Origin of the sequence: Aquimarina mycalae (assembly GCF_029906345.1) — a bacterium.
GTDB lineage: Bacteria > Bacteroidota > Bacteroidia > Flavobacteriales > Flavobacteriaceae > Aquimarina.
The window spans coordinates 260,631-287,218 of sequence record NZ_JARYGY010000006.1; the positions used below are offsets into that span (position 1 = coordinate 260,631).

24 protein-coding genes are annotated in these 26,588 nt (G+C 32.7%); 11 read left to right on the forward strand and 13 right to left on the reverse strand.

Going from position 1 to position 26,588, the window contains the following annotated elements; all coding sequences use genetic code 11:
• Nucleotides 1-77: 77 nt before the first annotated feature.
• The 11 genes from QBK95_RS15695 to QBK95_RS15745 form a co-directional block, all read right to left on the reverse strand.
• On the reverse strand, nucleotides 78-1,751 hold the full coding sequence (locus tag QBK95_RS15695) for a M66 family metalloprotease (protein ID WP_280935494.1): 1,674 nt from the start codon (nucleotides 1,749-1,751) through the stop codon (nucleotides 78-80).
• 168 nt (nucleotides 1,752-1,919) lie between these two features.
• Nucleotides 1,920-2,675, reverse strand: coding sequence for a LytR/AlgR family response regulator transcription factor (locus QBK95_RS15700; RefSeq protein WP_280935495.1), 756 nt, complete (start codon nucleotides 2,673-2,675; stop codon nucleotides 1,920-1,922).
• Between the two features lie 13 nt (nucleotides 2,676-2,688).
• The gene (locus QBK95_RS15705) at nucleotides 2,689-3,828 is read right to left on the reverse strand and encodes an amidohydrolase family protein (RefSeq protein WP_280935496.1); all 1,140 of its coding nucleotides are present in this window, start codon (nucleotides 3,826-3,828) and stop codon (nucleotides 2,689-2,691) included.
• Nucleotides 3,829-3,884: 56 nt separating this feature from the next.
• Nucleotides 3,885-4,190, reverse strand: coding sequence for a 2TM domain-containing protein (locus QBK95_RS15710; protein ID WP_280935497.1), 306 nt, complete (start codon nucleotides 4,188-4,190; stop codon nucleotides 3,885-3,887).
• Nucleotides 4,191-4,223: 33 nt separating this feature from the next.
• Entirely contained in the window at nucleotides 4,224-4,538 is a 315-nt protein-coding gene (locus QBK95_RS15715) for a 2TM domain-containing protein (RefSeq protein ID WP_280935498.1), read from the reverse strand.
• A gap of 55 nt (nucleotides 4,539-4,593) precedes the next feature.
• Nucleotides 4,594-4,908 (reverse strand): 2TM domain-containing protein, encoded by a 315-nt coding sequence (locus QBK95_RS15720; protein WP_280935499.1) that lies wholly within the window; start codon nucleotides 4,906-4,908, stop codon nucleotides 4,594-4,596.
• An 11-nt stretch (nucleotides 4,909-4,919) separates the two neighbouring features.
• Nucleotides 4,920-5,252: a 2TM domain-containing protein gene (locus QBK95_RS15725; RefSeq protein WP_280935500.1), complete on the reverse strand. Its 333-nt coding sequence runs from the start codon at nucleotides 5,250-5,252 to the stop codon at nucleotides 4,920-4,922.
• Nucleotides 5,253-5,263: 11 nt separating this feature from the next.
• Complete coding sequence (locus QBK95_RS15730; protein ID WP_280935501.1) at nucleotides 5,264-5,608, reverse strand: 2TM domain-containing protein; 345 nt, start codon at nucleotides 5,606-5,608, stop codon at nucleotides 5,264-5,266.
• On the reverse strand, nucleotides 5,601-6,959 hold the full coding sequence (locus QBK95_RS15735) for a 2TM domain-containing protein (RefSeq protein ID WP_280935502.1): 1,359 nt from the start codon (nucleotides 6,957-6,959) through the stop codon (nucleotides 5,601-5,603). Before QBK95_RS15735 ends, QBK95_RS15730 begins: the two co-directional genes overlap by 8 nt.
• Nucleotides 6,960-6,965: 6 nt before the next feature.
• Entirely contained in the window at nucleotides 6,966-7,586 is a 621-nt protein-coding gene (locus QBK95_RS15740; protein ID WP_280935503.1) for a hypothetical protein, read from the reverse strand.
• A gap of 98 nt (nucleotides 7,587-7,684) precedes the next feature.
• Entirely contained in the window at nucleotides 7,685-9,838 is a 2,154-nt protein-coding gene (locus QBK95_RS15745; protein WP_280935504.1) for a TonB-dependent receptor, read from the reverse strand.
• Between the two features lie 537 nt (nucleotides 9,839-10,375).
• Here QBK95_RS15745 and QBK95_RS15750 point away from each other — a divergent pair.
• The 6 genes from QBK95_RS15750 (at nucleotide 10,376) to QBK95_RS15775 (ending at nucleotide 19,748) form a co-directional block, all read left to right on the forward strand.
• Nucleotides 10,376-14,311: a hypothetical protein gene (locus tag QBK95_RS15750; RefSeq protein WP_280935505.1), complete on the forward strand. Its 3,936-nt coding sequence runs from the start codon at nucleotides 10,376-10,378 to the stop codon at nucleotides 14,309-14,311.
• An 81-nt stretch (nucleotides 14,312-14,392) separates the two neighbouring features.
• Nucleotides 14,393-16,777, forward strand: coding sequence for a hypothetical protein (locus QBK95_RS15755; RefSeq protein ID WP_280935506.1), 2,385 nt, complete (start codon nucleotides 14,393-14,395; stop codon nucleotides 16,775-16,777).
• A gap of 4 nt (nucleotides 16,778-16,781) precedes the next feature.
• On the forward strand, nucleotides 16,782-17,039 hold the full coding sequence (locus tag QBK95_RS15760) for a hypothetical protein (protein ID WP_280935507.1): 258 nt from the start codon (nucleotides 16,782-16,784) through the stop codon (nucleotides 17,037-17,039).
• A gap of 32 nt (nucleotides 17,040-17,071) precedes the next feature.
• A complete protein-coding gene (locus QBK95_RS15765; RefSeq protein ID WP_280935508.1) occupies nucleotides 17,072-17,650 on the forward strand; it encodes a hypothetical protein in 579 nt (192 codons plus the stop codon).
• A 345-nt stretch (nucleotides 17,651-17,995) separates the two neighbouring features.
• Entirely contained in the window at nucleotides 17,996-19,141 is a 1,146-nt protein-coding gene (locus tag QBK95_RS15770) for an amidohydrolase family protein (RefSeq protein WP_280935509.1), read from the forward strand.
• 13 nt (nucleotides 19,142-19,154) lie between these two features.
• Nucleotides 19,155-19,748, forward strand: a complete 594-nt coding sequence (locus QBK95_RS15775; RefSeq protein ID WP_280935510.1) for an N-acetylmuramoyl-L-alanine amidase — start codon at nucleotides 19,155-19,157, stop codon at nucleotides 19,746-19,748.
• Nucleotides 19,749-19,770: 22 nt separating this feature from the next.
• Here QBK95_RS15775 and QBK95_RS15780 read toward each other — a convergent pair whose 3' ends face one another.
• Entirely contained in the window at nucleotides 19,771-21,069 is a 1,299-nt protein-coding gene (locus QBK95_RS15780) for an NAD(P)/FAD-dependent oxidoreductase (RefSeq protein ID WP_280935511.1), read from the reverse strand.
• A 209-nt stretch (nucleotides 21,070-21,278) separates the two neighbouring features.
• Between QBK95_RS15780 and QBK95_RS15785 the strand changes: the two genes are divergently transcribed.
• A complete protein-coding gene (locus QBK95_RS15785; protein WP_280935512.1) occupies nucleotides 21,279-21,773 on the forward strand; it encodes an RNA polymerase sigma factor in 495 nt (164 codons plus the stop codon).
• Nucleotides 21,774-21,775: 2 nt separating this feature from the next.
• Nucleotides 21,776-22,399, forward strand: coding sequence for a DUF8845 family protein (locus QBK95_RS15790; protein WP_280935513.1), 624 nt, complete (start codon nucleotides 21,776-21,778; stop codon nucleotides 22,397-22,399).
• A 40-nt stretch (nucleotides 22,400-22,439) separates the two neighbouring features.
• Here the strand turns inward: QBK95_RS15790 and QBK95_RS15795 are convergent, their stop codons facing one another.
• Nucleotides 22,440-23,621 carry an LETM1-related biofilm-associated protein gene (locus tag QBK95_RS15795; RefSeq protein WP_280935514.1) on the reverse strand — a complete coding sequence of 394 codons (1,182 nt, stop codon included), beginning with the start codon at nucleotides 23,619-23,621 and terminating at the stop codon, nucleotides 22,440-22,442.
• A 167-nt stretch (nucleotides 23,622-23,788) separates the two neighbouring features.
• On the opposite strand from QBK95_RS15795, the gene QBK95_RS15800 reads away from it, so the two are divergent.
• The 3 genes from QBK95_RS15800 to QBK95_RS15810 all read left to right on the forward strand — a co-directional run bounded on the left by QBK95_RS15800 (nucleotide 23,789) and on the right by QBK95_RS15810 (nucleotide 26,570).
• Complete coding sequence (locus QBK95_RS15800; RefSeq protein WP_280935515.1) at nucleotides 23,789-24,472, forward strand: DUF4331 family protein; 684 nt, start codon at nucleotides 23,789-23,791, stop codon at nucleotides 24,470-24,472.
• A 26-nt stretch (nucleotides 24,473-24,498) separates the two neighbouring features.
• Nucleotides 24,499-25,113: a DUF4331 family protein gene (locus tag QBK95_RS15805; RefSeq protein ID WP_280935516.1), complete on the forward strand. Its 615-nt coding sequence runs from the start codon at nucleotides 24,499-24,501 to the stop codon at nucleotides 25,111-25,113.
• A 164-nt stretch (nucleotides 25,114-25,277) separates the two neighbouring features.
• The gene (locus tag QBK95_RS15810; protein WP_280935517.1) at nucleotides 25,278-26,570 is read left to right on the forward strand and encodes a tetratricopeptide repeat protein; all 1,293 of its coding nucleotides are present in this window, start codon (nucleotides 25,278-25,280) and stop codon (nucleotides 26,568-26,570) included.
• Nucleotides 26,571-26,588: the final 18 nt, after the last annotated feature.

A 26,588-nucleotide genomic window follows, 5' to 3' on the forward strand; every position in this document is an offset into this window, starting at 1 on the left:
TTTTTAGAACATAGTTTGAAATTCTAATAAAGAAACTTTTTTTAAGGTACAAAAATAAGATTTAATACAGCGGATTCTTATTGGCTCCAGCTATCTAAAAGAGTAGGATTAGTTGGTAACCCGTTTTTTTCTGCATCTGGTGTTGATAACAATTCTATCATGGATACTGTTCCATTACTAGCACGTAGATTCACTGCTCTGGTCTTGAAACTTTTTGAATCTAGAGGATCCAAAGTGTTGTCTAAATCTATTGGTAGCATATATACTTTGGTTACTCCTCCTTGCACAATTCTTAGGCTAACATCACAACCGCCTTGCGGACAGTAAATAGCATCAGCTCTTAATCGATCGTCCTCTATTGTAGGATCAAATAAATCAATGATACCACTTGTATATGGACCTATTGGGTTGTATATAATATTGGCTTGAGGAGTTACTGAACTTACACCAGCCATCACACTAATCACTTCTATATTTCTTTCTATTGCATAAGAAACACCATCATTAGTAATAGTATTGGAGTAATCCAGAGAGGTATCGTCCCAGCTTGCATAGTTTCCAGATTGTTGATTCCATATCACGACATGTCCTTCGAGGTAATTTTGCATTTTAAATACGGAATAGTCAGAAAAATGTCTTAACAAAAAACCTTCTTCTTGATCACCTGTGCCACCACCTTGCATTGGATCTTGTTTATAAACACCTATAGTTCCACCTACTGCGTTAGATTGAACCGTTGGCGGGATGAACTTTTTATTTGGTATATCAAAGGCCCAAGTTGGACCAGCGTGTGTGTTTTTATAATTATCAGGGGCACTAATTCCGTGCATATTGCCTTTGTAAGGATACTCTTGATTATTTCCCCAATGCGGTAAAGATAATGCATGGCCAAGCTCATGATGTAAAATACCAATTGCTTTTCCATTTCCAACACCTCCGAAACCTCCAGCTTGGCCACCAGATGGAACCCCGTAAATATTGACATAGAATAAAGAAACTCGTCCTTTGGTTCCAGCGGCTGCTTTAAGCGCTCTGTTCCATTGCGAAGCTGTAGCCTGTTCTCCATCAAAACCAACACCGTTTAGATCCTGATATTCTTGAGTAGAGCTAACTCTAGTTGCTTTTGCATTGGCATCTCGTCTTGGAGGGACAGTTAATTCATTAAAGATAATATTCGGAATCCTTTTAAGCTCGATCTCAGAAGCTGGCCATTTGGCTTCTAGTTCTTCTTTCCAGCCTGTAGGATAATCTCCAGGAGAAGATTCAAAAAAATGAGCATCAAACATAGTCAGGATTACTTTGTTAGGTGCTCCAATTTTCAAATTATCAAAAATAACATTTTGATTACCTGATTGTATCGTAATCTTAAGACCTGGTTGCACCCATTCTTTAGGTATTAACCCAGTAAAACTGTCTTCATAATTATGATTGACTTGTCCAGGTCTTAAATCAATAGTGCCAGGTGGAGTAGTAGGGCCACTTAATTCAAGAGTAGTTGTAGTGCTACCCAGTTCTAAGGTTGCATTAACTGGTGAGCCATCAGAAGAAGTTATCTGTGCTTTTAGTAATGCAGCTTTATTACTAACTAATTTAAACATTTCATCATCTGGATGTTGCACATGTGTTTGTGCAAAGAAAACTTCAAAATCTCTATCTGAATTATATGGGTTTGTTGGTCCTGATGAATCATCATTGCTACAGCCAATGAGCATTATTATTAGCGCAAAGAATGAAATGGCTTTATTGGTCATGGTTCGATTATTTAGGGTTGATTATTTTGGTTTAAAAGTATAGCCTAAGTATATTTTTAATATACTGTTTAGGTTACGATTTAAAAGAACCCTTAAATAATATTAAAATTGTTTATGATGTCCGTTTTTGTCAGTATTCAATATCTAATGTCCGTTTTTGTCATTTTTTTATTCCAACCACTCTTTGAAATCTTTTACGCGTTCTCTTGCAACGATCACATCTTGTTCATTAAAGTGATGTAGCTTTATCTGTAATCTTGAGTTGGTATATGATATAATATCTTTAATTGCATTAATATTAATATAGAACTTGCGATTTACTCGATAGAATTGTTGTGGATTCAGTTCATCCTCTAGAGATTCTAAAGTGGTGTCTATAAGATAATTTCGGTTTTCAGTGGTATGTAAATATGTGCCTTTGTTTTCAGAATAAAAGCATTCAATATCTTCTACAGAAAATATTTTAAGATGTTGCCCTACACGTGCTGTAAAACGTTTTTTATATACTCGATCCATGGGGTTGATCAACAGTTTTTTAATATCCTCAAAATCTACTTTCAAAGATTGTGTAGCCGGTATTTGTTCTTTGTATTTTTTTACAGCTGTTTCTAGTTCTTCGTCATCAATTGGCTTGAGTAAATAATCAATACTATTTAATTTAAATGCTTTTAGAGCATACTCATCATAAGCAGTTGTGAAAATGATGGAACTTTTAATGGTAATAGTATCAAATATTTCAAATGATAGCCCATCACTTAATTGAATATCTAAAAAGATCAGATCAGGATGTTCGTTATTATTAAACCACTCAATAGATTCACTTACAGAATGTAACATGGTGTCAACTTTAATATCGAGATCATCCAGCATACGACTTAGTCTTCTGGCAGCAGGTTTTTCGTCTTCAATTATTAGTACGTTCATATGTTGATGTTATTTATTTTTTTGGTTGTATTTCTTTTCCCGCTTTCCAGATGGATTCAATAGTTTCTATATTTTTTATATCTTCTATTGGGTTTTTACTAAGTAATAAAATATCGGCAATATATCCTTCTTTTACGTAGCCTATTTTACCAAGATTAAATCGATCAGCAGGATAGGATGTTGCTCCTTTCAAAACTTCCAGGTTCGGTACTCCTGCTTCTGATATTAATATTAATTCTTTATAAAGATCAGTGCCGTGGTTGATATTGGCGTTTGGTGGATCTGTACCTGTTAATATTGGTACTTTTGCATCATATAATCGTTTGATCTCTTTTTTGAGAAACTGTTCAACTTTTGCAGTTTCTTCATCACTTTTTTTGAAGTATAATTTCTGGACTAAAATATTGGTTAATAATGTTGGGATGACAAAAAAATCTTTATTGTTTGTAAGTTCTGTAAGCAAATCATCTTTCATTCGTTTATCTGTCCAGATATGAACTAAACCATCTGCATTATTATTGAGGACCTGATAGGCATCTTCGACTTTTGAAATGTGTACTACAACTTTTTTATTCTTTTGATGAGCTTCTTTAATAATTGCCTTAACGATTTCATGGGATAAGGTAGGTTTCCATGGCTCTACAATAATCTTTATATGATCTACATTTGCATTCACCCGATCTTCTACAAACTTAACGGCATCTTCGGGTTTGGTTAGCGTTGGTACAGGAAATCCATATTGGGTACCGTGTCCTTCTGGAGCAGTAGCGGCGTACCCAGCTACATAAAACCTAGCATAATCGGTAGAATCTTTCAAGGATTTCATCATTTTTTGATAAGGCTCTACTCCATGCATATCAAGTAAGTTTAGTACACCTGCTTGTGCAGCTTCGGTAAGCGCATTCGGTGCCCAAGCATGTACATGGCAATTTGTCATTCCAGGCATTAAGAACTTTCCATTACCATTAATTACCGTAGCTTCTGTGGATATAGTAGGAGCTACCTTAACAATGATTCCGTCTTTGATATATACAGACGTTTTTTTGATTACTTTTTCGCCTGTAAAAAGAGTAACATCTTTGATAACAAAGGATTCTTGTGCTGAAAGTATTCCTACAAAGAATACTAGAATAAGATGTAAAAGTGTTTTCATTTTGACCGATGATTATTTATTTGATTAATGATCGATAACGTTTTTTGATATGTAGTTTACTCCCAAAGTTGTTTTTCATTATCTTCTTCATCCATATATTTTCTAATTCTACGTTCTTCCCAATCTTTATCGAACATAGGATTAAGTCTGTATGCTTTTACAGCGTGAAAAGCTAAACCTATTCCCCAACCAAAAGCAGCCCATAAAAACCAAGCATTTCGCCATTCATTTAGGTAATAATTTAAACCTGCAAGAAACCCGATAATTACAATGTAAGAAAAGAGGTTATTATAAAATTTCTTTAGTTCATCTACGCGTTCTTTTGCACGTTCATATCTTTTTTGTTCTTCGAAATCTTTCATGATGATTAGTTTTTATTAGTGTTTTGATTGATATTATAATACGTCAAAGGTGTCATCCTCTTTCATAAGTTTTTTGATTTTTCGGTCTTCCCAGTTTTTACCAAAAATGAAATTCTTTTTAAAAACCTTCAATCCGTGAAATAATAATCCTATTCCCCAAAGCACAGGAGTAATATATAAGTGAGGTTGCGACCAATTTTTAAAACCCTGACTTTCAAAATTAGTATTGATAAATAGTATAATTATATTGATGACAATATAAAAAGTTACATGGGTATAAAATCCTCTTTCGTCAGCTACTCTTTGTTTAGCAAGCTCATATTTATTTTTGTCTTCAAAATCTTGCATGATGATTAATTTTAGATTGTTGTTTATTTGATTGATTTTTTTGAGTTGTTAATGATTACAGGAAATCCGTTGTATTATCATTATCCATAATTTCTTTAATTTTTCGATCTTCCCATTGTTTACTGAAAATGATATTAGGATTAAAAACCTTTATCCAATGAAAGAATAAACCAATTCCCCAGAAAAAAGGAGTTAAATATAAATTCCAGTTAAGCCAGTTGCTAAAACCTTCATCTATGAAATCAGAATTTATGAATAGCAAGAAAACATTCACAATGATATATGCAGTAAGATGAGAGTAAAATCCCTTTTCTTCATGAACACGTTTTTTTGCTCGTGCGTATTTTTTTTGTTTTTCAAAATTTTCCATTTCGTAATTTTTTAAATAGGATTGTTCTTATCCATGATTTCTTTAATCTTTCTTTGTTCCCATTTTTCACTAAAAATAGATTTATTGAATAGTTTTCTTACCCCATTCTTTTCTCTAAATGCCCATAATCCGTGACCTAGTATGAAGATACCCCATAATATTGGAGAGCTTATTAAGTTTAGGATCAAATAGCCGTCGTATATATATTCTCTTAGCTGTAGGATTACAATAGTAATTGCAATATTTATAACAATATATATGCTTAAGTGTGTGTAAAAGGATTGTTCTTCCTGAACGCGCTTTTTAGCTTTTTTATATCTATTTTGTATTTCAGAATTTTCCATGTTTGGTTCTTTTAGAGATCTTTATTTTCATTCATAAATTCTTTAATCTTTCTTTGTTCCCATTTTTTACTGAAAATAGATTTATTGAACAGTTTTCCTAATCCATTCTTTTCTCTAAATGTCCATAATCCATGTCCTAGTAATCCAAGACCCCATAATACTGGAGTGCTAATTAAATTCCAAAATATATAGTTGTTATACTCTTCATTGTCAACATAATCACCCACTTTTATTTTAAAGAGAAATATGACAATATTCATTATAACATATACAGTAGCGTGTGAGTAAAAAGATCTTTCCTCGATAACTCTTTTTCTCGCTTGCTTATATGCTTTTCTTTTATCTATATTATTCATAATTTCTTTTGTTAGATTCATCCATATACTTTCTGATTTTCTTCTTCTCCCAATCTTTACCAAATATTGGGTGATGATCGAATGCTTCTGCATAATGGAAAATTAGTCCTAATCCCCATCCTGCTATTGGAAAAATAACCCATGGTAAGTTAAAACCAGTAGTTCTATAATTGATAAATATCAAAAACGGAATAACAATACAGTAAGCGACTAAGCTACCATAGAATTCTTTCATTTTTTTAACACGTTCTTTAGCTCTTTTGTACTTTAAATCTTTTACGATTTGTATATTTTGTGATGTTGTCATATCGATTGATGTTATTCTTTTTGTTAATATTGGAAGCTTCGCAATAAAAGCAGTTTCTGTTTTAAACACAGAGAACTCTTTTTTGGTCAGTAATCCGTATCGTTGTTTTACATTTCCTAAACCTACACCGCTACTTTGTTTAATTACTTCTTTGGGCTGTAGATTATTTTCGACAATTAGAAAACCATCATTTTCATAAATTTTAATATGTAATGGTCTGTCTGGCATGACCACATTGTGTTTAATGGTGTTTTCTAATAAAATTTGTAAGGACAGCGGTACTACCTTTGCCTCTGGGTTTGATGCTTGATCTGGCATCTCAAAAATAATACTGTCTTCAAACCTTAATTTCAATAAAGTCATATAGGTTTTAGCAAATTTTAGTTCTTCATCTATAGTTATTAATTCTTTATCTTTTTGTTCTAGTACATATCGATACACTTTGGATAGTGATGTTGTAAACTTCTGTGCCATTCTAGGATTTTCATCTATTAATGATGTCAATACATTTAGGCTGTTAAACAAAAAGTGAGGATCCAGTTGGTTTTTTAACGCTGCAAATTTTGCTGAAGCTGTTCCTGCTATTATTTTTTGTTCAGTAACTTTTGATTCTTGCCTGTGTTTCCAATAGAAAATGCCATAAAACATAAATGTTAATACAGTGGCAATCGATAAGGATACTAAGTAATATTGAGGTCTCTCATTGTTCAAAAACTGAACTAAACTTTTTTCATATACAAATACATTATAAAATAACCTTGCAACAAATATTGCAACTACGGATACAATGGTTGCCAGAATAATTGTAACTGTTAAATTTTTTACTGTATATAGGTTTTCTTGATGCTTTTTTCTTCGAAATAAAAACAGGTATACGTTGGCTACATAAATTATTATAGAAAACACAACATTCTCTAAGTATTCGTGTAGTAATTCAATGTCAAAATTTATTTCGATTCCTTTGAAATAATATACGATGAGAAATGCGATGAAAATTCCTGTTCCGATTAAGATTCCTTTTCCTATTTCTTTAAAAATGTTCATTAAGTCTTATTTACAATTTTTCTGAATCCTTGTTACCTGATCCTTTCCCCAATCTGGGTAAAATGGGATCGTAGATGCTGCTGTTTCAAAGTACAAGATAGCTTTTTCTATTTCAGGACAAAAGGATTTTGGGTCTTTACCCCAGAATTTTGCTGATCCCATTTGCCACTCTGCATGATATAATATTGCTCTCGGATTTTGTGGTTCCAGCACTTTTGCTTTTTGATAGAGTTGTTCTACTTTGGGCGAATGTGTCATTCCGTAATTAGCAGGGTCATATACTACATATGCCGTATTTAACATAGCTTCTAGAATTAGAATTTCTGCATTATCTTTTGAGAATATTTTAGCTTCATTTAAGTAATTTTGCGCTTTTTTAAGTCTTGATTCAATTTCCTCAGCATCTTTGATATTAAACGTGGTAATGATATGTATTTGTGCAGCATAATAATACGGTAACCAGTTTTCTTTTTCTGCCTTACCAATACGCTCGAACAAATTAACAGCTTCATCATTTTTTTGATTTCCCCAAAGCTCAAATGCTTTGTTCATGCCTTTCTCATAGGCTGCTTGTGAATTTACAGTGGTAACTGTAAAAAAAGTAAGTATGATGATGATTATTTTCATGATATAGATGTTTTAGTTTTACAGTGTAAAGATCCTTTAATACTGTATGTTTTGAAATTATATATTACCGAATTGTTGTTTTTATATACCGAACTGTATTATAGATTATCTAACTGATTATCTGTTTTATTATCACTAATAGTCCAGAAAAATCCTATGATAAAAAAACGATCAGCTGTAGGACGAATGGCGCGTCTTGCAAAATCCCCATTAACATTTGGTGTATTAGCATATTGATAGTTAAATACATTATCAAAACCTAACACATTAGAAACAGAAACATATAGAATTTTTTGTTGACTAATTAAATAAGCCCAGTTTAGATTTAGTGCATTATAGGCTTTGGTTTTTTCTCCAAAAAATACTCCAGTGTTAGGGTTATCATAAGGACGACCTGATGCGAAATTATAGGTAGCGCCTATCAATGATTTCCAATCTTTAATCCAATATTTACCTACTAGTGATAAATTATGTGCTGCTGCAAAATTAGGAGTAGCTCTTTCTGTATAATTTCTGTAATCTCTCTCTGTATTGAGATAGGAGTAACTAGCCCAATATTCGAAGTTTTTGATCGATTTATTATCTCTCCAATACAAATCTAATCCTGTAGCGTATCCATCTCCGTTACTGTTATAGAGACTACTAAATTCTGGTCGTTCTGTATCAAATTTCACCAAGCGGTCATATTTTTTATAATAAGCTTCCGCTCTTAAGGTTCGTCCATTATTTTGATATAAATAATTGAAAATATAATGAGATGATTTCTCTGGATCTAATGCAGTATTGTACTTAAGTACGTTTTGTTGAGGTGCTTGATAAAAATCTCCGTAAGCCAGCGAAATCTGTGATTTTTGAGCAATTTTATAAGCTAATGAAACTCTGGGAGAAACCTTCGTATAATCAAGCAATGCATTATGGGTACCTCTCACTCCTAATTGCATAGCTAGTTTTTTGCTAAAAAAGATGTTTGCTTCAGAGTAAGCGGCAGTACTATTGTTGTTATAACTACTCTGAAAACTTCCGAAGGAAGGATCATTAGCTTCTTCTTTAAAATCTCCAATAAACTGCTCAGCTCCAAAACTTAACTTAAAACGATTACTGAATCTTTTTCTCAACTTTACCTTTAGGTGTGCACTGTTGTCGTCATTATCGACTTGTGTTTCTATAATTTTAATGTCGTTATGATCATTGGCAAAACTTGCTCCTGTAGCTAGTGTCCAATCATTTCCAAGATCACCTTTATACGATGCATTGATATATAAGTTTCTGTTGGTAAGCCCAAAATTAATTCCTTCTGGTACATTAATGTCTTCTTGTATCAATTCGAAATCTGTATAATTTAACCCACCATATAATTTGAATAATCCATTGTTAAATTGATGTCTGAAAACTGCTTCTCCTGATAAAGATTCGAAAGGTTTTATCCAATCAACGCGCTGAGATATTACTTCTTGATATGGTTTTAGATTTAGATAAAAAGCATTAATACTAAGTGAGTTTTTCTTCCATTTTTGAGTGTTTCCCACTCCAAGACCTACGCTAATAAAAGAAAAATCTGTTTTTTCTTGTTCTGGTTCATCTATGGTGTTTAATAGTAATACACTAGATAAAGCGTCTCCATATTCTGCAGAGTATCCACCAGTAGAAAAGTTTGTTCCTTTAAACAAGAAAGGAGAGAAACGCCCTCTTGTTGGGATATTATTGGCAGTTGCCGAAAAAGGTTGAAAAACCCGAAGCCCATCGATATACACATTGGCTTCATTAGCATCGCCACCTCGTACAAATAATCTGCCATCTTCTGCAACTGTAGATGTACCTGGTAGCGTTTGGAATGCTCCAATATAATCTCCAGCAGCTCCTGCAGTGGTTACAATATCTAATGGTGTCAATACGGATACTTTACTATTATCACCAGCAGAAAATGTACCTGCATTAAGAATAACACTACCTAATGAGTTTACATCTTCTTTTAGTGTAATTCTTAAATCTTTCATTTCTGTAACCGAAGTATATAATGAATAGGTTTCAAAGGAAAGAAATGAAATAACGAGTGTTTGTTCTGCTATCTCTGATGTTGTAAAAGAAAAATTTCCGTGATCATCAGAAGAAGATCCATCATAGGTGCCATCCAGATAGATGTTTGCACCAATAATTGGAGTTCCTGATGGATCTGTGACAACTCCCGAAATGGTAGACTGTGCAGCAGAAAATAAACTAGTCAATATTAAAATAATGGTTAGTGAAGATTTCATGGATTTTGTTATTTATTTTGATTGATGATCCAAAAATCTTGTAAAACAATAACGAATAAAATTGAATGCTACCGAACTGTAGAAAAAATAGGACGGATTGTGATGAGTAAATACAACTTTTTTGACAAATTGAAATATTTATTACTTTTTTATGGTAACATATCTGCTCTAAAAGACACTTAATATTATAAGCTATAAATTTAAATACTGTAATTTTTTAAGAATATAGATTAATATCTAATAACTATTTAACAATTACATGCAGCAAACAAGTGTTTTGTGAGTTTTTAAAAATATACCTTTAGAAAGATTACCCCACGTAATTTTTAACTGAATATCTGCTTTATTCAGTGTTATGACCTTTCATATTTTAAATAAGGTGTTTCATGTAGAAATACCTGATTCGGTTTCGCTGTGTACAATAGCGAACCTATAAATTCTACGATCTAGTTTGCTATAGAGTAAACAGATTGTTTCTAAATAAATGAAACCTAATTAGGATAATAAATAGTCAATAATATAAAATCAAATAGTCATATGGAATCCACTTTATTCAGATTTATTACAATTCGTAACCCACAGTTACTATCAGAAAAAGAAAAAGAAAGAGGCTTTGTTTTTTATGAAAAAGAAAACCAAAGTGCATTTAAAGAAGCAATCGCACGTTCGATAACTCCAAAGGATATATATAAAGCTTTGGCTACTGCCGCCAGGGATTTTGAAGCAATAAAGACCCTTGAAGGGATAAGAAAAATTAATGCTAGTATGTATGATTTTTCATTTTGGCTGGCCAGAAATCGTAATACCATTACTCCAGAGACTGCATCAGAAGCTGCAACTGGAGTTTCAGAACTATCAGGAGGCAAAGAAAAAATATTATGGGAAAATCTGCTGTATCAAACAATTACCAGTAGTGATAACAATATAAAAGAAGCTTGTATCCAAATGCTGGTTGGAAATAATTTCATAGATAAAAATGATTATTTAACTAAACCTTCTGCCAACCTTAAGTTAATAAACACTGTAGAAGATATGAGGCGTCTAGCTAATGCCAGTGTTGTTATCCCAAAGGATATAAAAGGGAATTTGGATACTACAGGAGATAATAAACCTTCTCTTTCTGATGCTGTTTTTAATAGAAAATTACAAGATGAGCTTGTTGAAGCAGTAGCTAAAGAAAATATTAAAGTTTTAGAAACGGCTATTAAAGAAGTTAGAAAAGTAGACAAAGATTTAAATACAAAAATCCAGAAAGAGTTTGATGGTAAGTACGAGGAATTTATAGTTAATGAAGAAAAGGCATTAGATAAAATACTATATGCATCCGAAGGAGACGGATTACCTACAGACACTAAGAATTTAAATGACTCAGCAGATCCGATTGTTACGAATCTTTCTAAAAGGATACAATTACCTAAGTTTGAGTTTCAACCATCAGAAGTATTTAGCATAGCATACTTAGAAGATAAAATATCGAGCGAATCTTACGATATTATTGAGAACTTAAATTTGGACCCTAATACAGATTGTAATCAAATCATAGAAGTAATAGAGGATAGAGTTAGAGAAGAAAATCAAGTTATTACAGATAATACTACGCAAACTAATACTCGAGTTCAATATAATGGAGTAACCATTGATGCTAATAAAATTCCAGTTGCTAGGTATTGTTATTCGATTTATGTACTTAGACAACTAATTGACATAGGTGATGTACCAGATCCAGATCCAGATCCAGATACGGATATAGAAATAGGTGTGCCTACAGCAACCAAATCAAGTATATCAATTTCTAGTAATGCGGGAATGTCTATGAACCTAAAGGTGGGATATAATAATGCTCAAATCACCGATGCTTTTTACACATTAGACTTTAAGAATGGCAGTCAACAAGATGGTAGTGAGACTAGAATATTTAATAACACAAATACAGATGAATCTATATTTATAAATTTTTTCCCTAATGAACTTCGTATTCCTTTAGGTGTAAGAAGTATGCTTTTTAAAGGTGAAATAACATTAAATAATGGTGTAAAACTAGCTTTTGAGACTGATATAATCTTGAGTAGTTCGACTAATGTTGGCTGTGCTACTGTGGTGAATACAGATGATGGGTCTGGAGATGGAGATGGTACTGGTGATGGTGATGGAACAGGAGATGGTACGGGTGACGGTGGAGACGAAACACCAAAACCTAATTTTTATGGTATTACCAAGATCGGGATAGCTGATTTTAGGAAAGTAGATCAAGAAGTATGTTGTTATGTGCCTGGTGAAGTCTCTCATATAGAAAACATCTTAGCAAGAGAATATAAAGAACGATCCACTAGAAGACTAATAAGCTCAGAAAGTACTACAGAGACATCAACCGAAACAGAAACCGAAAATCTTACGGATACTAGCACGACAGAAAGAAATGAATTACAGACTGAAGTAACTTCTGTATTAAATGAAGATGATTCTCAGAGTTTCGGAGCTTCTGCAGGAGTTTCTGGATCCTATGGGAAAGTTAATTTTAATGCGGATGCCTATGCTGATTTTGCATCCTCTAGTGCAACTTCTAATTCTACTTCCACAGCTCAGTCATATGCACAGGAGATTACACAACGTACATTAGAACGTGTGGTGCAAAAAGTAAATAAGAAAAGAACATCCAGAGTTTTAAGAGAGTTCGAAGAAAATAACAAACACGGGTTTGATAATAGAGAAGGAGATCAGCATGTAACAGGTATTTATCGCTGGGTTGATAAAATCTATAAAAATACATTGATCAATTATGGTAAGCGATTGATGTATGAGTTTATGATTCCAGAACCTTCGATCTTTCTAAAAAGTGCGATTATAAAAGATGCAGAAAGCGGAAATTATGAAGATGAAAACGGTAAAATATTACCAGAAAAACCGAAACACCCTAAGGATCATGGTATTTCTTCGGCTTCTGCACTCACAGAAACTAATTATCAGTTACATGCCGCTAAATATAATGCTGTGGTATCTGCACCTCCATCTCAATATAATTACACAGGAATTTCGTTTACAAAGTCACAAGTAGGTCAGGACGGTAGTGATAGAGATAATAAAGCAGTATCAGAAATCATAAAAATACCAATAGGCTATAAAGCAATAGCAGCTAAGACCTCGGGTACAGCACATAACGGTACAGTAAAAATTTCTGTAGGAGGGATTACGTTTCCTATTAATAGCGGTGTATTTAGAAGCTTATATCCAGATAATTATTATAAAGAAGAATTGCCAGCATCTGCTTTTTTTAACTGGAACTGGATTTCTAATGTAAATGTCCTCATAAAATGTCAACGTACTACAGAAGCATATCAACAATGGCAGAATGATACTTATGATGCTATATTAGAGGCGTATACAGACAGAGTTAATGAATATAACCTAGCAATAGAATCAGATGAAGAAGGAACTATAGGAACGGAGCTTAAATTTAATCCGTTACTTAATAGAACATTAGAGAAACGAGAGTTGAAGCGTGCTGCAATCGAAATGTTAGCAAAACCGTTTGGGATCGATATAGGTAAGCATAACACAGAGTTGGAAGCAGAAACAGGTATACCAAAGATCATATTAAACGAAGAATATGAGTTGTATACCAGACAGGTTAAATTCTTTGAACAAGCATTCGAGTGGGAAATTATGGCTTATCTTTTCTATCCATATTATTGGGCAGATGAGTCTAAATGGAAGAAGTTATTCCAGAGAAGCAATGGATCTGATCCAATATTTCAGGCATTTATGCAGAGTGGTATGGCACGTATGGTAGTACCTGTACGTCCTGGGTTTGAAGAGGCAGTGTTATACTATCTAGAGACTGGAGAAGTATTTAACGGAGATAACCTGGCTTTAGATCAAGATAATGATCTATACCTATCGATTGTAGATGAGTTAAAACCAGTAGAAGGTATTGTAGAAGAAGAGTGGGAAACCAGAGTACCTACAGATCTTACTATTGTACAGGCAGAATCTGCATCTCTTAATGAAGGAGGATTGCCTTGTTCTTGTACACAACATAAATCTTTTGAGAATTCTACTGTAACGCTAGGAGGTGGTAGTTCTGGTAATACTGGAGATCAGAACGGAGATCAGGATCAAGGCGGAGATACCACAGGAGAAGGATCTCGTGCAGAAACTTCGGTGTTTAGTGGAGGCGGCCGAGAAGGGTTTGCATTTAAAATTTCTCAGATTATAAACAATACAAGCAATGATGTCTTAGTAGGAACCAAATTGTTTCCTACAGAGGCAGAAGCAACAGAAGCATTGGATGCGGTAGTAGAAGAAGTGATTTCTGGAGGTACAGATACCGTTGCCATAAATCCAGTAGAAGGAGGATTTCAGGTAGCCGTTTTTATCACCAGAGAAGCACCCATTGCAACCAGTATTATCTATAGTACCGAAGAGATTGCAAGAGCCGCTGTGATCCAACTTGGAACATTATTACAAAAATTATAATACAAAAATCGCTATCCAGAAAAAGGAACAACCATTCTTTTTCTGGATGGTTTTTGCTAATGAGTTTAAAAACTATAGTATATGGGAGTTTTTGATGAGTTGAATACTACAGGAAACAAGGCATTTGAGCAATTGGGATCTTCTGAGAATGATATTAATGATTTTCCTAGCCAGTTTCAAAAAAGTACTGCTACCAGCATTTTTAGTTTTAGAGAAGATGATAGCCCTATAGGTAATTGGCAAAGGGAGGGATTTTATGAAGGCTTGGTTGATTTTAAAAAAATGTTTACTTTTTTGATTTCTGGAGTTAGAAATAATGGAACTACGTCTCTTTTTGATTATGAAGATTATATAAGTACTTCTGTTCTAAAAGCAACAGCTGCTGACCAGCAAAAGCTTTTTCCAACCAAAGATTTTTTGTTTTTTAGAGATCAAGAAACAGGAATCAATGTTCCTTATGAAGCAAAAACTCCACAAGGAGATAAGATAGCGCTGTTTCCAGACAAGAAACTAAATAAAAAGCTAGGTTTAGTACATACTACTCCTGATTTTAGGGTGTTAATAGATTTTAAAGAAGAACAAGCATATTTCGAATTAGGATTTGTATATGCCGAAGATGTTGGGAAAAGACCTCCACTAAAAGATTATGCAATTTTGTTACGTTGTAAATTCTATGATCAATTTACAACAATCTTACAATTACTAAATATTAATGTTGGAGGAGAATCAAATATACAGGAAGAGATTGATTTGCGATTTAATAATGCATTTAAACGTGCAGGAGGAGATCCTAATATTTTGGACTGGTTGTATGAAAAAGCTCCTGATTTTGCATTGGTAACCAGAGGTGCAAAACAACTGATTAATGATCTAACTAGTATTTTAAAAACTTTTGTAGATGAAATAGGTACTGATGAAGAAAAAGTAGTTCTTAAAATATTGAAGGCGTTAGCAATTATTAATTTAAAAGAAGGAAAAGGAACCAATTTTATAGGTAAAGGAGCTGATACGTTGCTGAATGCTTTGTTGGTACATAAGGTAAATAAAGAAACACTATTTGAGCGTTTATACAGTAAAATGAATGATAAAGGATTTGGAGCAACTAATTTTACCAACCTCATACAATTTATATATGGTATCTGGTATTTTAGTAGTTGGGCAAATCAGGAGATGTATTCCAATGATACTGCTACGGGTCCAGAAAATATAGCATATACCAATAAGAAAGTATTAGGGTTTTATCAAAACGGTTTTGATTTTAATTTTGAAAATTCTAAAAACGGATTACAGATTAAAGTAACCAGAACAGAACGAACTGGTGGATCTATAAAAGCTGGAACTGGTGATATTCTTACAACTGTTGTAGGCGCATATCATCCTTTTCAACCGATCCGTATGCCAGAGATACCAGAGAAAGGAGCATTTAAAATCGATAGTACTGTAATTCCTGCATTTTATCTCAAAGCTTTTGATGACAAAGCAGCATGGAATAATTTTGAAAAAGGTACTTGGTTAGCAATTGATATTATTACCACATTTACAGGAGTAGGGAATCTTCTTAAATTTAGACATTTACTAAAATTAAGGAATGTAGGAGGCGTCTCTAAAGTATTGTTACGATTAAAGTTTGCTGCATCTGTGGTAGAGGTTACATCTGGAGCATTGGGTGCCATGCTTAATTTTGTAGAGAGTTGTGATCCAGGAGCAGATCCACAAGAAAATGGACAAAAATCCTTATGCCAACATCTGCGGGAATATCTTATCTTAGTAGACCTGGCAACGCTGAGTGTAGATGCTGTAGTGGAACGATTGTTGAAGAAGAAGGCAGGAGAAGCGTTGGAAGCAGCTGAAGCTTTAGCAAAGAATGCTGAAAATTCAGATGATTTAGAAGATATTATTGAACATTTAGAAAATTTCTCAGGTACTATTAGAGAAAGTGTTATTGGTACAGGTGGTTTTTTAAAATATTCAAAGATTTTATCAAGAAAAGTTTTTGGTCAGGAAGACTCATTGTCCTGTGCAATAGCGTGCATTAGGCAATTAGCAAAAGATCAAAAAATCGTTTTGACGGAAAATCAAGTAAGGAAATTCGGAGAAATTATTAAAGGTTTTCCTACTTATGAAGGTGAAATGACAAAAGCAAGTTTGGAAATATTTAAAGGTAAAAAATTTGGTGAAGGAATTTTAGAGCATATTCCAATTTCAACTAAAGAAATATCTTCAATATTGGGGAATAATAATTCCTGGGTAGCCTGGGTTAAAAATAGTAGAAATGATAGTATAAGTCATGCTATTATAGTTGATAAGATAGAAGATGGATTAGTTAAAGTTAGAGATCCTTGGCCAATAGAGGGAATTGAAGGTGTGAAGAGCGGTAAACCTGGTGTGGAAGCAGTATTAACAATAGATGAGTTTGAAAAAATATGGTCTGCATCTAATAAATATGCATTTTGGTTTAAAAATTAGAATTATGGAAGTACAAAAAATTAAAAGTAAATTAGAATCATTAGGATATATAATGTTTGATAAGGAGGATTACATATGGGGAGGAATAGAAGGAGATGAAGGACCAATTCCTGAATCGAAAATTATCAACAGTGCATTCAATATTTTTGTTATTGATAATAAAGCAACTGTAGTTATGTTAAATGCTACTGTAGGAGAAAAAAAAGAATTTGAAAATTTAGAAGACTTAGTGCAATTTGTTACCAGTACAGTACCTATATAAGGATATGTAATCTTTAATTGGAGAAAAATAACATGAATATTGATTTTGATTTAGCATTTCTGTATTATCAGGAAAAGGCAATTTTGGATGCAAGAGACCCAAAAATGGAAGAATTAGATTCTCACATAAAAAAATTTAGCGTTTACCTAAAAACTGCTTCAATATTTGATCTTATTAAATTAATAGTTTTCGCGTATAAGAAAAAATATGGTCAAGAGAAGTATTGGTATAGAAAAATATTGATATTAGGATCCTCTAAAATAGATTTTTCATTTCTTGATAATTTAGATGAAGAAGCTGATTTATATGCACCAAAAGAAATAATAGATAGAGATGATATTAAACATTTAATTCTAAGGAGATTTGATGATGTAGAAAACAATTCTCTTTTTCTAAAGGAATTAGAACTGGCTTTTATCTCATCTCAGGATCGTATTTTACTTACTCAAGGAATAGCAGAAGAATTAAGTGGATTGTCTTTTTCTAGATCTGATACTGCTCAGGAATCGACTTTTGTAGTAAATGACTCACCTATAGCAAGTATTAGGATTAGTACATCAAAGTTTATTTTAACTATCAATCAAGATAAATGGGTACGATATTTTGGATAAAGCGATGTTGTTTATGTTTCGTTAAACAAAAGCATGTTTATAACCTATGAGATCCTATAGTATACTCCCTAAAGTCTAATGACTAATACTATACAAATGTCTATAACTTTATAGTTTTTATTCTTTCTGACTATAATATACGTATTGTTGTTGCTACGAAACTATGGATTTTGTAGCACAAGAAATACATCGACTTATGTAATTACTAGGACGTAGTTCATAATTGAATATAGTTACGATTACATCTTAATTATGTTATAAACTAATTGAAATTCAGGTGTTTTCCCTCTTTACTTTGTGATTTTAATAAACGAAATTTGAGTACTAATCCGTAATATCTATAAAATGTCGGGAACCAAACCAAAATTAGAGTATATAATTCATAATATTCATACACATATTTTTACAATGGAGTATATCCCCAAATATTTTATGAGTAAAATATTTCCAACCACTTGGGCAAGAAAAAAGTGGGTCGCTAGATTAGGGCAAGCTGTTGCAAAGAAAACTTTAAACAGATACTCTGCTTTTTTTTATTCTGCATTAAAGAAATCACAAGAAGAAGCTTATAATGAATTAAGAGAGTACTATCCCAGAAATGCCAAATTTGGAGTGTTAACCGTTGATTTTGATTATATGGGTGCAGGCGAAGCCAAGAATAATTTTATCAAGCAAATTGAAGACCTGGCAGCCTTAAAAAGAAAACCCGAATATAAAGATAATTTATTGCCATTTATTTGCGTAGATCCCAGACGTCCTAATCTATTAGAATTGGTAAAAGAGTATATTGAAGAGCATAATTTTGCAGGAATAAAATTATATCCAGCCTTAGGTTTTTTCCCTACAGATAAACGATTGTATCCTATATGGCGTTATGCCGAAGAACATCAAATACCTATTACAACACACTGTATTCCTAAAAATAAAAACCATTTTAGGACAAAAATAACTTCAGAAATGTTGTTGCAGGCACGACAGATTAAAACATTTGATGAGAAAGAGGCACGTAAACAATACGATTTTGCTCAATACCTTAATCACCCACATTGGTATAGAGAGTTGTTAAAAGATTTTCCCGATCTAAAATTAAACATAGCTCATTTTGGAGGCAATGAAGAATGGGATAAATACCTAGATAACCCGAAACTTAGTAAAAGCTTGGATCCAGAGTATTTGGCAGATGCAGAAGATTGGTATTCTCAGATTAGAGATCTTATAGAGAATCATAAAAATGTATATAGTGATATCTCTTTTACAGTATTTGATGATCGATTGTATCCATTGCTTAAAAATTTGGTGAATAGTCATTCTAGAAAAGCAAACACTTATCCAATTAGAGAGAAAGTACTTTTTGGAACTGATTTTTATATGTTACAAAAGGATTATAGAGAACGTCGTTTTGGGATTGAATTGAGAGGATATCTAACAGATGATGAGTACTGGCTTATTTCAGAACTAAATGCCAAACGCTTTTTACAAACTAAATTTTAAAAATTAAAAGCTTATGATAGTTTTATTAGATAATGGACATGGAGGATTGATTAATGGTAAGTATCAAACTCCAGGAAAACGAAAAGATTGGGGTGATAAAGGAATTATTTATGAAGGAGAATTTAATAGAGCAATTGTTAACGGAATCATTCAAGAGCTTACATTGCTTAAGATTTCTTATGTAAATATAGCTCCTGAGTATAGAGATGTGCGATTAGAAACAAGAGTGAAAAGAGCAAATCAATATCCAGCGTCAAAAAGTTTTTATCTTAGTGTGCATAGCAATGCAGGAGGCGGATCAGGATCAGAGTTTTATACTTCTCCAGGTGATACTAAAAGCGATAAAATAGCCACAATTTTTGGCGAAACGTATAAACAAGAATTCCCAGACAGAAGATTGCGTACGGATTTTAGTGATGGAGATTTAGATAAGGAACAACGTTTTTTTGTATTGTCTAAAACAAAAATGCCTGCTGTACTAACAGAAAGTTTTTTTATGGACAATCTGGAAGAATTTGAAAATATCCTTAATACAAGAGAAGGTAGAAGCAAAATAATCAAATATCATTTAGATTCAATTCTAAAAGTTAAAAGTCAACTATTTTAGAAATATAATAGAATAAAATAGTCTATACTCTTTCTACTTCGTTTTCTTCTTTATTCTTAAAAGGCCTTACAATGAGTCTTGCCGCTTTATCATAATTGATATAATTGTATGTCCAATTAAAGAAGGTAACAAAACGATTTCTAAACCCTACTAAAAACCATAAATGAATAAACATCCATACAAACCAGGCAAAGAATCCACCAAAACGAAATTTTCCTAAATCTACAACTGCCTTATTACGCCCAATGGTTGCCATAGATCCTTTTTCAAAATAACTAAAAGGAATCATAGGTTTCCCTTGTAGATGTCTTTTTAGATTTTTTACTAAGTGATTTCCTTGTTGTATAGCAGGTTGTGCAACCATAGGATGTCCTTTAGGATACTCTTTAGTTTGCATAAGTGCAATATCTCCAAGCGCATAGATATCATCATATCCTTCAATTTGATTGAACTGATTTACTTTGTATCGATTGGCTCTAGGGATAAGTGAATCTGCTTTTAACCCTTCTACAGGAGCACCTGTAACTCCAGCAGACCAAATAAAAGTAGCTGTTTTAATGGATAAATCCGTATTGGTACTGACAAGGTTATTTTCATAATTTGTTACCTGAGTATTGGTATGAATATGAACCCCCATTTTTTCTAGGAATTTGGTAGCTTTTTCAGAAGCATGTGTACTCATAGGAGGCAAAACACGATCAGCACCTTCGATTAAGTGAATTTTCATATCACTAAAATCCATATCCGGATAATCCTTGGGAAGTACATTGAGTTTTAATTCTGCAATTCCTCCTGCTAACTCCACACCAGTAGGTCCTGCGCCAGCTAACACAAAACTTAGTAATTCTTTTCTTTTTTCTGGATTCGTAGTAATTACGGCTTGTTCTAAATTTTCTAACATCAAGCTCCTAAGATTTAATGCTTGCGGTAAATTTTTCATACGCATCGCATTTTTTTCAATATTCGAATTACCAAAAAAATTCGTACGAGCTCCTGTTGCAATTACCAAGTAATCATAAGTAATGCTACCAATAGAAGTGTGTACTTCTTTAGTTTCAGGATGTATAGCATCAACTTCTGTCATCCTAAAATAAGTGTTTTTTCCACGTTTTACGATTTTTCGTAAAGGATATGCTATAGAATCTGGCTCTAAAGAAGAGGTGGATACTTGATATAATAAAGGCTGAAATGTGTGGTAATTATGTCTGTCTAATAAAACAAGTTGCACATTTTCTTTTGCCATTTTTCTGGCAAGTGCAACTCCTGCAAAACCACCTCCGATAATCACTAATCTAGGTACATTAGTATAAGGAATATTCATACATGTTGTGTTGTTTTACAAAGATAAAATGATAATATCATATAGACTATATAATATTTATATTTGTTAAGTTTTAATGGTAAACTTGTTGATTGTCAAAGAATAAAAAGCGTTGTTTTGTCAATGCATATATGTAATAAATAATAAATTTAGTTTTTATGTGTAACGGATTCGTTTTCTTACCTACATATAAGATGTAACTAACCAGTGTGAATAAAGAATTAGAACATAGTTTTGTAACCAATCTTGAGCAAAATCAAAATATTGTGCACAAGGTCTGTAGAATATATACAAATGATGCAGACTCACATAATGATTTGTTTCAAGAGATAACAATACAGTTATGGAAAGCATATCCCAAGTTTAGAGGAGATGCTAAGTTTAGTACCTGGATGTACAGAGTGTCGTTGAATACGGCTATAACACTATATCGTAAATCGAAGCGAAGCATTAAAACAGCAGATTTCGATGCAGTGAATTTTAAAATAGCAACCGAAGAATATGACGATGAATCTGAACAACAGCTTAAACTAATGTATGCAGCAGTAAAACAACTAAATGATATTGAGAAAGCCTTGGTTTTCTTATATCTGGAAGATAAATCATATAAAGAAATTGCAGAGACAATGGGAATCTCTGAGGTAAATGCAAGAGTAAAAATGAATAGAGTGAAGACGAAGTTGAAAAAAATATTAAACCCATAAGCATGGATGAATTAGAATTATTAAAAAAGGACTGGAAGAATCAGGACGATGCGCTTCCTAAGTTATCATATAACGAAATCTATAAGATGATATTAAAAAAATCATCATCTATGGTAAAATGGATTTTTATCATAAGTATTATAGAGTTTGTTTTATGGTCTTCGATTGATATAATCGTTAGATTAAGCGGAAGATATGAAGAATTAGAAGTTCTTGGATTAGAAAACTTTTCTATTGTTGCAACTATAATATCTTATGGGATATTAATATATTTCATGATAAGATTTTATATAAATTATAAAAATATTCAAACTACAGATTCGGCATCAGTATTGATGAAAAATATATTGAATACAAGAAAAACTGTAAAACAGTATGTTTGGATTAATATAAGTTTTATTGCATTATCAACTTTTGTTGTTACTATGTATATGGCGTTTTTTACAGATGAATATACCAAGCAAGCTTCAGGAGAAGAAGTACCTGTATATCTAATTATAATATCATCTGTAGTGTTAATAATCATTTTTGTAACATTGTTGGCATTACTATATAGGTTGATCTATGGTATACTGACCAGAAGACTGAAAAAAAATTACAAAGAACTTCAAAAATTAGAAGTGTAGAACTAAATAAAAAATCCCTGATCAAATCGTCAGGGATTTTTTATTTATTCTCGTTAAATGCAGAAGGAAGTAATTGAGGAATAAACTTAACCAATAAAGGTAATAACAAACTACCTCCTGGTAGGATAAAAATTGCAAGCGAAGGTATCGTTTTACAAACATCTAGTAACTGCTGTTTTACCTGTCGCTTTTCTTCTTTAGATAAATCCCTTACTGCAGATTGCCCTAATAGAATCATTAAATCTTTACTTTCAGAGATCTCTTTGATTAATCTTTTCTTATTTCTAAGAATTAAAACACTTACAGTCCTGGAAGTTTGTTTGTAAAAATGATGAGCAGGATTAGAATAATTAAAAAATGATATATCTTCTTTATGATCCTTTACAAATGACTGTACTGAACGCAAAGATTCTTTTACCCAGACATTCGATAATGAAAGCTCTGCGCCTAACGCACGTATAAAATCTTGTTCACCAAGATCAATTTCTTTATCATTCCATACAGCTAAACTTGTGAGATCAAGAATATATCTCTTTTCTAATTCATCCGTATAATCTTCAAGATGAATTTGATCAAAACTGGCATCATCTTCTGTATTCACTTCAGTATACCTAACAGATGAAGCAAATAACTTAACCAATAACTCATCATGAGTATCTTTCTCTATTTTAGAATTTAAAGCAAGAAAAACAATATTGGTTAAAGTTTCTTCAAGTGAGGATGCATAGTCAATTGGATTTTTATCGTGAATCAAAAAATGCTCAAATGCCAATACATCAATGAATAACAAAGCATTGGTTAATAAGTGACTAAAATTCTTTTTAAAAATAGATTCATTTGTCTGAATCCTAGTGTGCATGATTTTCTCTAGCTTTTCACTTTTATTGCTGGTTAAGGCATTAATGAAAGAAAAGAAAGATTTTTTGGTATCCAGATATTCATAAAACTCAATCAATGCTTTTATGCAATCTTTTGAATCTCCATTGTCAATGGTTTCATAATATGTAACCACCAATGCCGTAAAAAGATTGATTTTAGTTCTTTCTTCTTCAGAATAGACAATTCCTGATTCATTAGGTAATACTAATGCTACAGAAGTTCCGTATATAAAACCTACACTCTTAAGTTCTGGATATAAACTATCCAATGATGATAATGTATGAGACTCAATATCAAAGTCCCTTAGAAACTTATCTATCCAGCCAGTTGTTGAAGGGTTCATTGGTTAATAGGTGTTTACTACAAAGTTAAATTTATTTTTCATCTAACCGAATATGATTACAACTGGATGTGTAATTATTTTTATTAACAAAGTTTTAACGCATCTCGGAAAACCGCCCTTTTTATATCCTCGTATGTATTGCCGTAAACATTTAAATTTTAATAAAAATGAACAAGGTTAAAAAAACAAATTTATGGATCATTGGTGGACTTCTTAGCTTAGGAGTTGTACTGATGGCAGCGGATCATTTAGATGCTCCAGCAGTAGGAGGAACTACTGCAGATATTACGGATTTTTATGCTTTTGAAGGAGCAAATACAGAGAATACTGTTTTTGTAGCAAGTGTACAAAGTTCGCTGGCACCAGCAGGAAACTCAGCAACATTTGATGAAAACGTGTTAATAGAAATCAATATTGATAATGATGGTGATTTAGTAGAAGATCTTATTATTCAAGCTATTCCCAGAGACGGAATTATGTATTTCTTTGGTCCGTATACACCTTCACAAACTGGACTTAACAGTACCATTGATGAAGATACACAGTACTTAGGTCAGGTTGCGATTAGTACAGGAGCTAATGCTGCTACTTCTGAGGCAAACGGAATCCAATATTTTGCTGGTTTGAGAGAAGATCCTTTCTTCTTTGATTTTAATCAATTTAACGCGGTAGTAGGAGGAATGGCTCCTAATGGATTCAATAATCCAGGAAACGATGATTTTGATGGTACGAATGTGTTATCCATTGTCGTAGAAGTACCTAATGCTCTTTTAGGAGGAACATTTAGCCATCCTGCAGGAACAGGAGTTGAAGTATTTAATACTTGGGTAGAAGCAAAAAGAAAACAATAATCAAGAATTTTAAAATAACAGATATTATGAAATTTAATAATTTAAAAAATATATCAGCAGCTTTTTTAGTAGTAATGAGTTTGGCAAGTTGCAGTAGTGATGATGATGTAATTGTAGTTGATCCTCCAGCAGTGGTTGATTTTTCAGGAACTTTTTCTCAAGAAGATCAAATGGGACGTCCTGGAATTAACACCGTATTCAGTGCAACTCCAGATATCGAAAATAGCTTTAATGTAACCATTCCTTCACAACAAGGAGCCGCTTTTCAATCTTTATTCGAAACACAATTAGCAGGATTACACAGTGCGTTTGGTGCGACATATGAAAATAATATCCTTGGATTAGATATTACCACATTAACCACTGTATTAGCTTCAGATGTATTACAAGTAGCACCAGGAACTCCGACATCATATTTTGATGGAACAAATGTATTAACAGGTAGAACATTAACTGATGATGTTATTGATATCTCCTTAATATTATTATTTGGAGGACAAAACGGAGATCGTTTTAATGGACAAGATCTTGATGGTGATGGAACACCAGATTTACCAATATTAGTAACAGATGGTGTTAGTAGTGCAGGTGAAACTCCATCTAGTACATTTCCTTATGTCGAACCACCTCACGGTTCATAAATCAAGGACTTAAATAAATAAGTACCTCTGTCAAACTGAGTCTGTCGATACTAATTATTAGAAAGTCAGCCCTCAAATGACCTTTAGCGAATTAAATCGCTGAAAATGATAGACTCAGCATGACAGACATTAATAAAAAATACAAATTTCAAAAAACAAAACAAATGAGAATTCTACACGGTATCATAGGTATAATGATTAGTATACTCGTTATTTCCTGTCAAAAAAATGAAAAGATTATAACAAACTCAGAAGATTATACAATCTATTTGCAAGAGGAGCATAATCAAATAGCAAAAGACGCAGAAAAAGAACTTGAATTTTGGAATACCAAAATAAAAACTGACAGTTTACAAATCACAGCATTAGCTCCTGCAGCGCAAGCATATTCAAAACTGTTTCAGGCAACGGGAGATATAACATATCTAAAACTGGCTGAACAAGCATTAACTAAAACTGCAACCGTTGCAGCAATAGGAAAATCAGGTCATCTTTTGGCACTTGCACGTAATTATATTTCTCAGCATAGATTTAAAGAGGCTAAAGAAGTTGCTCAAGGAGCATATCTTTTAAAAACAAATACTGAGGCTACAGAAATGGTGCTATTTGATATTTCTATGGAATTAGGAGAATATGAAAATGCGCAAAAATATTTAGAAGGAATCGCAGATCAAAGTGATTATAACTTTCTAATTAGATTGGCAAAATGGAATGACTATAAAGGAAATCTTGATGCCACCATCAGGAACATGGAAAAAGCCAGAACGATTGCAGAAAATAGTAAGAAAAAAAGCCTGATGCTATGGTCTTATACCAATTTAGCTGATTATTATGGACATGCAGGTAGAATCAATGATTCATATGATCATTATCTAAAAGCTTTGGCAATTGATCCTTCGAATGCATATGCTAAAAAAGGAATTGCTTGGATTGTATATTCATATGAAAAAAAGCCTGAAGAAGCTTTGAAAATATTAAATGCGATTACTACTACTTATCAAAGCCCAGATTATTTTCTTTTAAAAGCAGAAATAGCCGAATTCAAGAAAGATAATGTTACTAAAAAAGCAAATCTTAAAAAATATAGAAATGCAGTTAAAGATAAACGATACGGAAAAATGTACAATACCTACAATGCTTTGGTTCTTGCAGAGGAGTATCAGGCATTTGATCAGGCATTGGATATAGCTGAAGAAGAAATAATAGATCGTCCTACACCACAATCGTATGACCTAAAAGCGTATATACTTAGCCTAAAAGGAGAGCATCAAAAAGCATTAGAAATAGCAAAAGAGTTCATTGTAGATAAGACATATGAGCCTATGGCGAATTATCATATCGCAGAAATCTATAAAGCTAACAATATGTTAGAAGCAATGGACCCTATTAAAGAAGAGTTGTTGGAGAGCGGGTATGAATTAGGCCCAGTAACCTTCTCAAAAATTCAGAAGTTATAATACCATTTAAATGATCTA

Bases quoted from the DNA above. Each gene is read 5' to 3' on its own strand.
- QBK95_RS15765 (WP_280935508.1), top strand. From the start codon at position 17,072: ATGAATATTGATTTTGATTTAGCATTTCTGTATTATCAGGAAAAGGCA.
- QBK95_RS15725 (WP_280935500.1), bottom strand. From the start codon at position 5,252: ATGGAAAATTCTGAAATACAAAATAGATATAAAAAAGCTAAAAAGCGC.
- QBK95_RS15810 (WP_280935517.1), top strand. From the start codon at position 25,278: ATGAGAATTCTACACGGTATCATAGGTATAATGATTAGTATACTCGTT.
- QBK95_RS15730 (WP_280935501.1), bottom strand. From the start codon at position 5,608: ATGAATAATATAGATAAAAGAAAAGCATATAAGCAAGCGAGAAAAAGA.
- QBK95_RS15710 (WP_280935497.1), bottom strand. From the start codon at position 4,190: ATGAAAGATTTCGAAGAACAAAAAAGATATGAACGTGCAAAAGAACGC.
- QBK95_RS15740 (WP_280935503.1), bottom strand. From the start codon at position 7,586: ATGAAAATAATCATCATCATACTTACTTTTTTTACAGTTACCACTGTA.
- QBK95_RS15720 (WP_280935499.1), bottom strand. From the start codon at position 4,908: ATGGAAAATTTTGAAAAACAAAAAAAATACGCACGAGCAAAAAAACGT.
- QBK95_RS15770 (WP_280935509.1), top strand. From the start codon at position 17,996: ATGTCGGGAACCAAACCAAAATTAGAGTATATAATTCATAATATTCAT.
- QBK95_RS15745 (WP_280935504.1), bottom strand. From the start codon at position 9,838: ATGAAATCTTCACTAACCATTATTTTAATATTGACTAGTTTATTTTCT.
- QBK95_RS15750 (WP_280935505.1), top strand. From the start codon at position 10,376: ATGGAATCCACTTTATTCAGATTTATTACAATTCGTAACCCACAGTTA.
- QBK95_RS15805 (WP_280935516.1), top strand. From the start codon at position 24,499: ATGAAATTTAATAATTTAAAAAATATATCAGCAGCTTTTTTAGTAGTA.
- QBK95_RS15775 (WP_280935510.1), top strand. From the start codon at position 19,155: ATGATAGTTTTATTAGATAATGGACATGGAGGATTGATTAATGGTAAG.
- QBK95_RS15705 (WP_280935496.1), bottom strand. From the start codon at position 3,828: ATGAAAACACTTTTACATCTTATTCTAGTATTCTTTGTAGGAATACTT.
- QBK95_RS15695 (WP_280935494.1), bottom strand. From the start codon at position 1,751: ATGACCAATAAAGCCATTTCATTCTTTGCGCTAATAATAATGCTCATT.
- QBK95_RS15735 (WP_280935502.1), bottom strand. From the start codon at position 6,959: ATGAACATTTTTAAAGAAATAGGAAAAGGAATCTTAATCGGAACAGGA.
- QBK95_RS15760 (WP_280935507.1), top strand. From the start codon at position 16,782: ATGGAAGTACAAAAAATTAAAAGTAAATTAGAATCATTAGGATATATA.
- QBK95_RS15700 (WP_280935495.1), bottom strand. From the start codon at position 2,675: ATGAACGTACTAATAATTGAAGACGAAAAACCTGCTGCCAGAAGACTA.
- QBK95_RS15755 (WP_280935506.1), top strand. From the start codon at position 14,393: ATGGGAGTTTTTGATGAGTTGAATACTACAGGAAACAAGGCATTTGAG.
- QBK95_RS15715 (WP_280935498.1), bottom strand. From the start codon at position 4,538: ATGCAAGATTTTGAAGACAAAAATAAATATGAGCTTGCTAAACAAAGA.
- QBK95_RS15780 (WP_280935511.1), bottom strand. From the start codon at position 21,069: ATGAATATTCCTTATACTAATGTACCTAGATTAGTGATTATCGGAGGT.
- QBK95_RS15800 (WP_280935515.1), top strand. From the start codon at position 23,789: ATGAACAAGGTTAAAAAAACAAATTTATGGATCATTGGTGGACTTCTT.
- QBK95_RS15795 (WP_280935514.1), bottom strand. From the start codon at position 23,621: ATGAACCCTTCAACAACTGGCTGGATAGATAAGTTTCTAAGGGACTTT.
- QBK95_RS15790 (WP_280935513.1), top strand. From the start codon at position 21,776: ATGGATGAATTAGAATTATTAAAAAAGGACTGGAAGAATCAGGACGAT.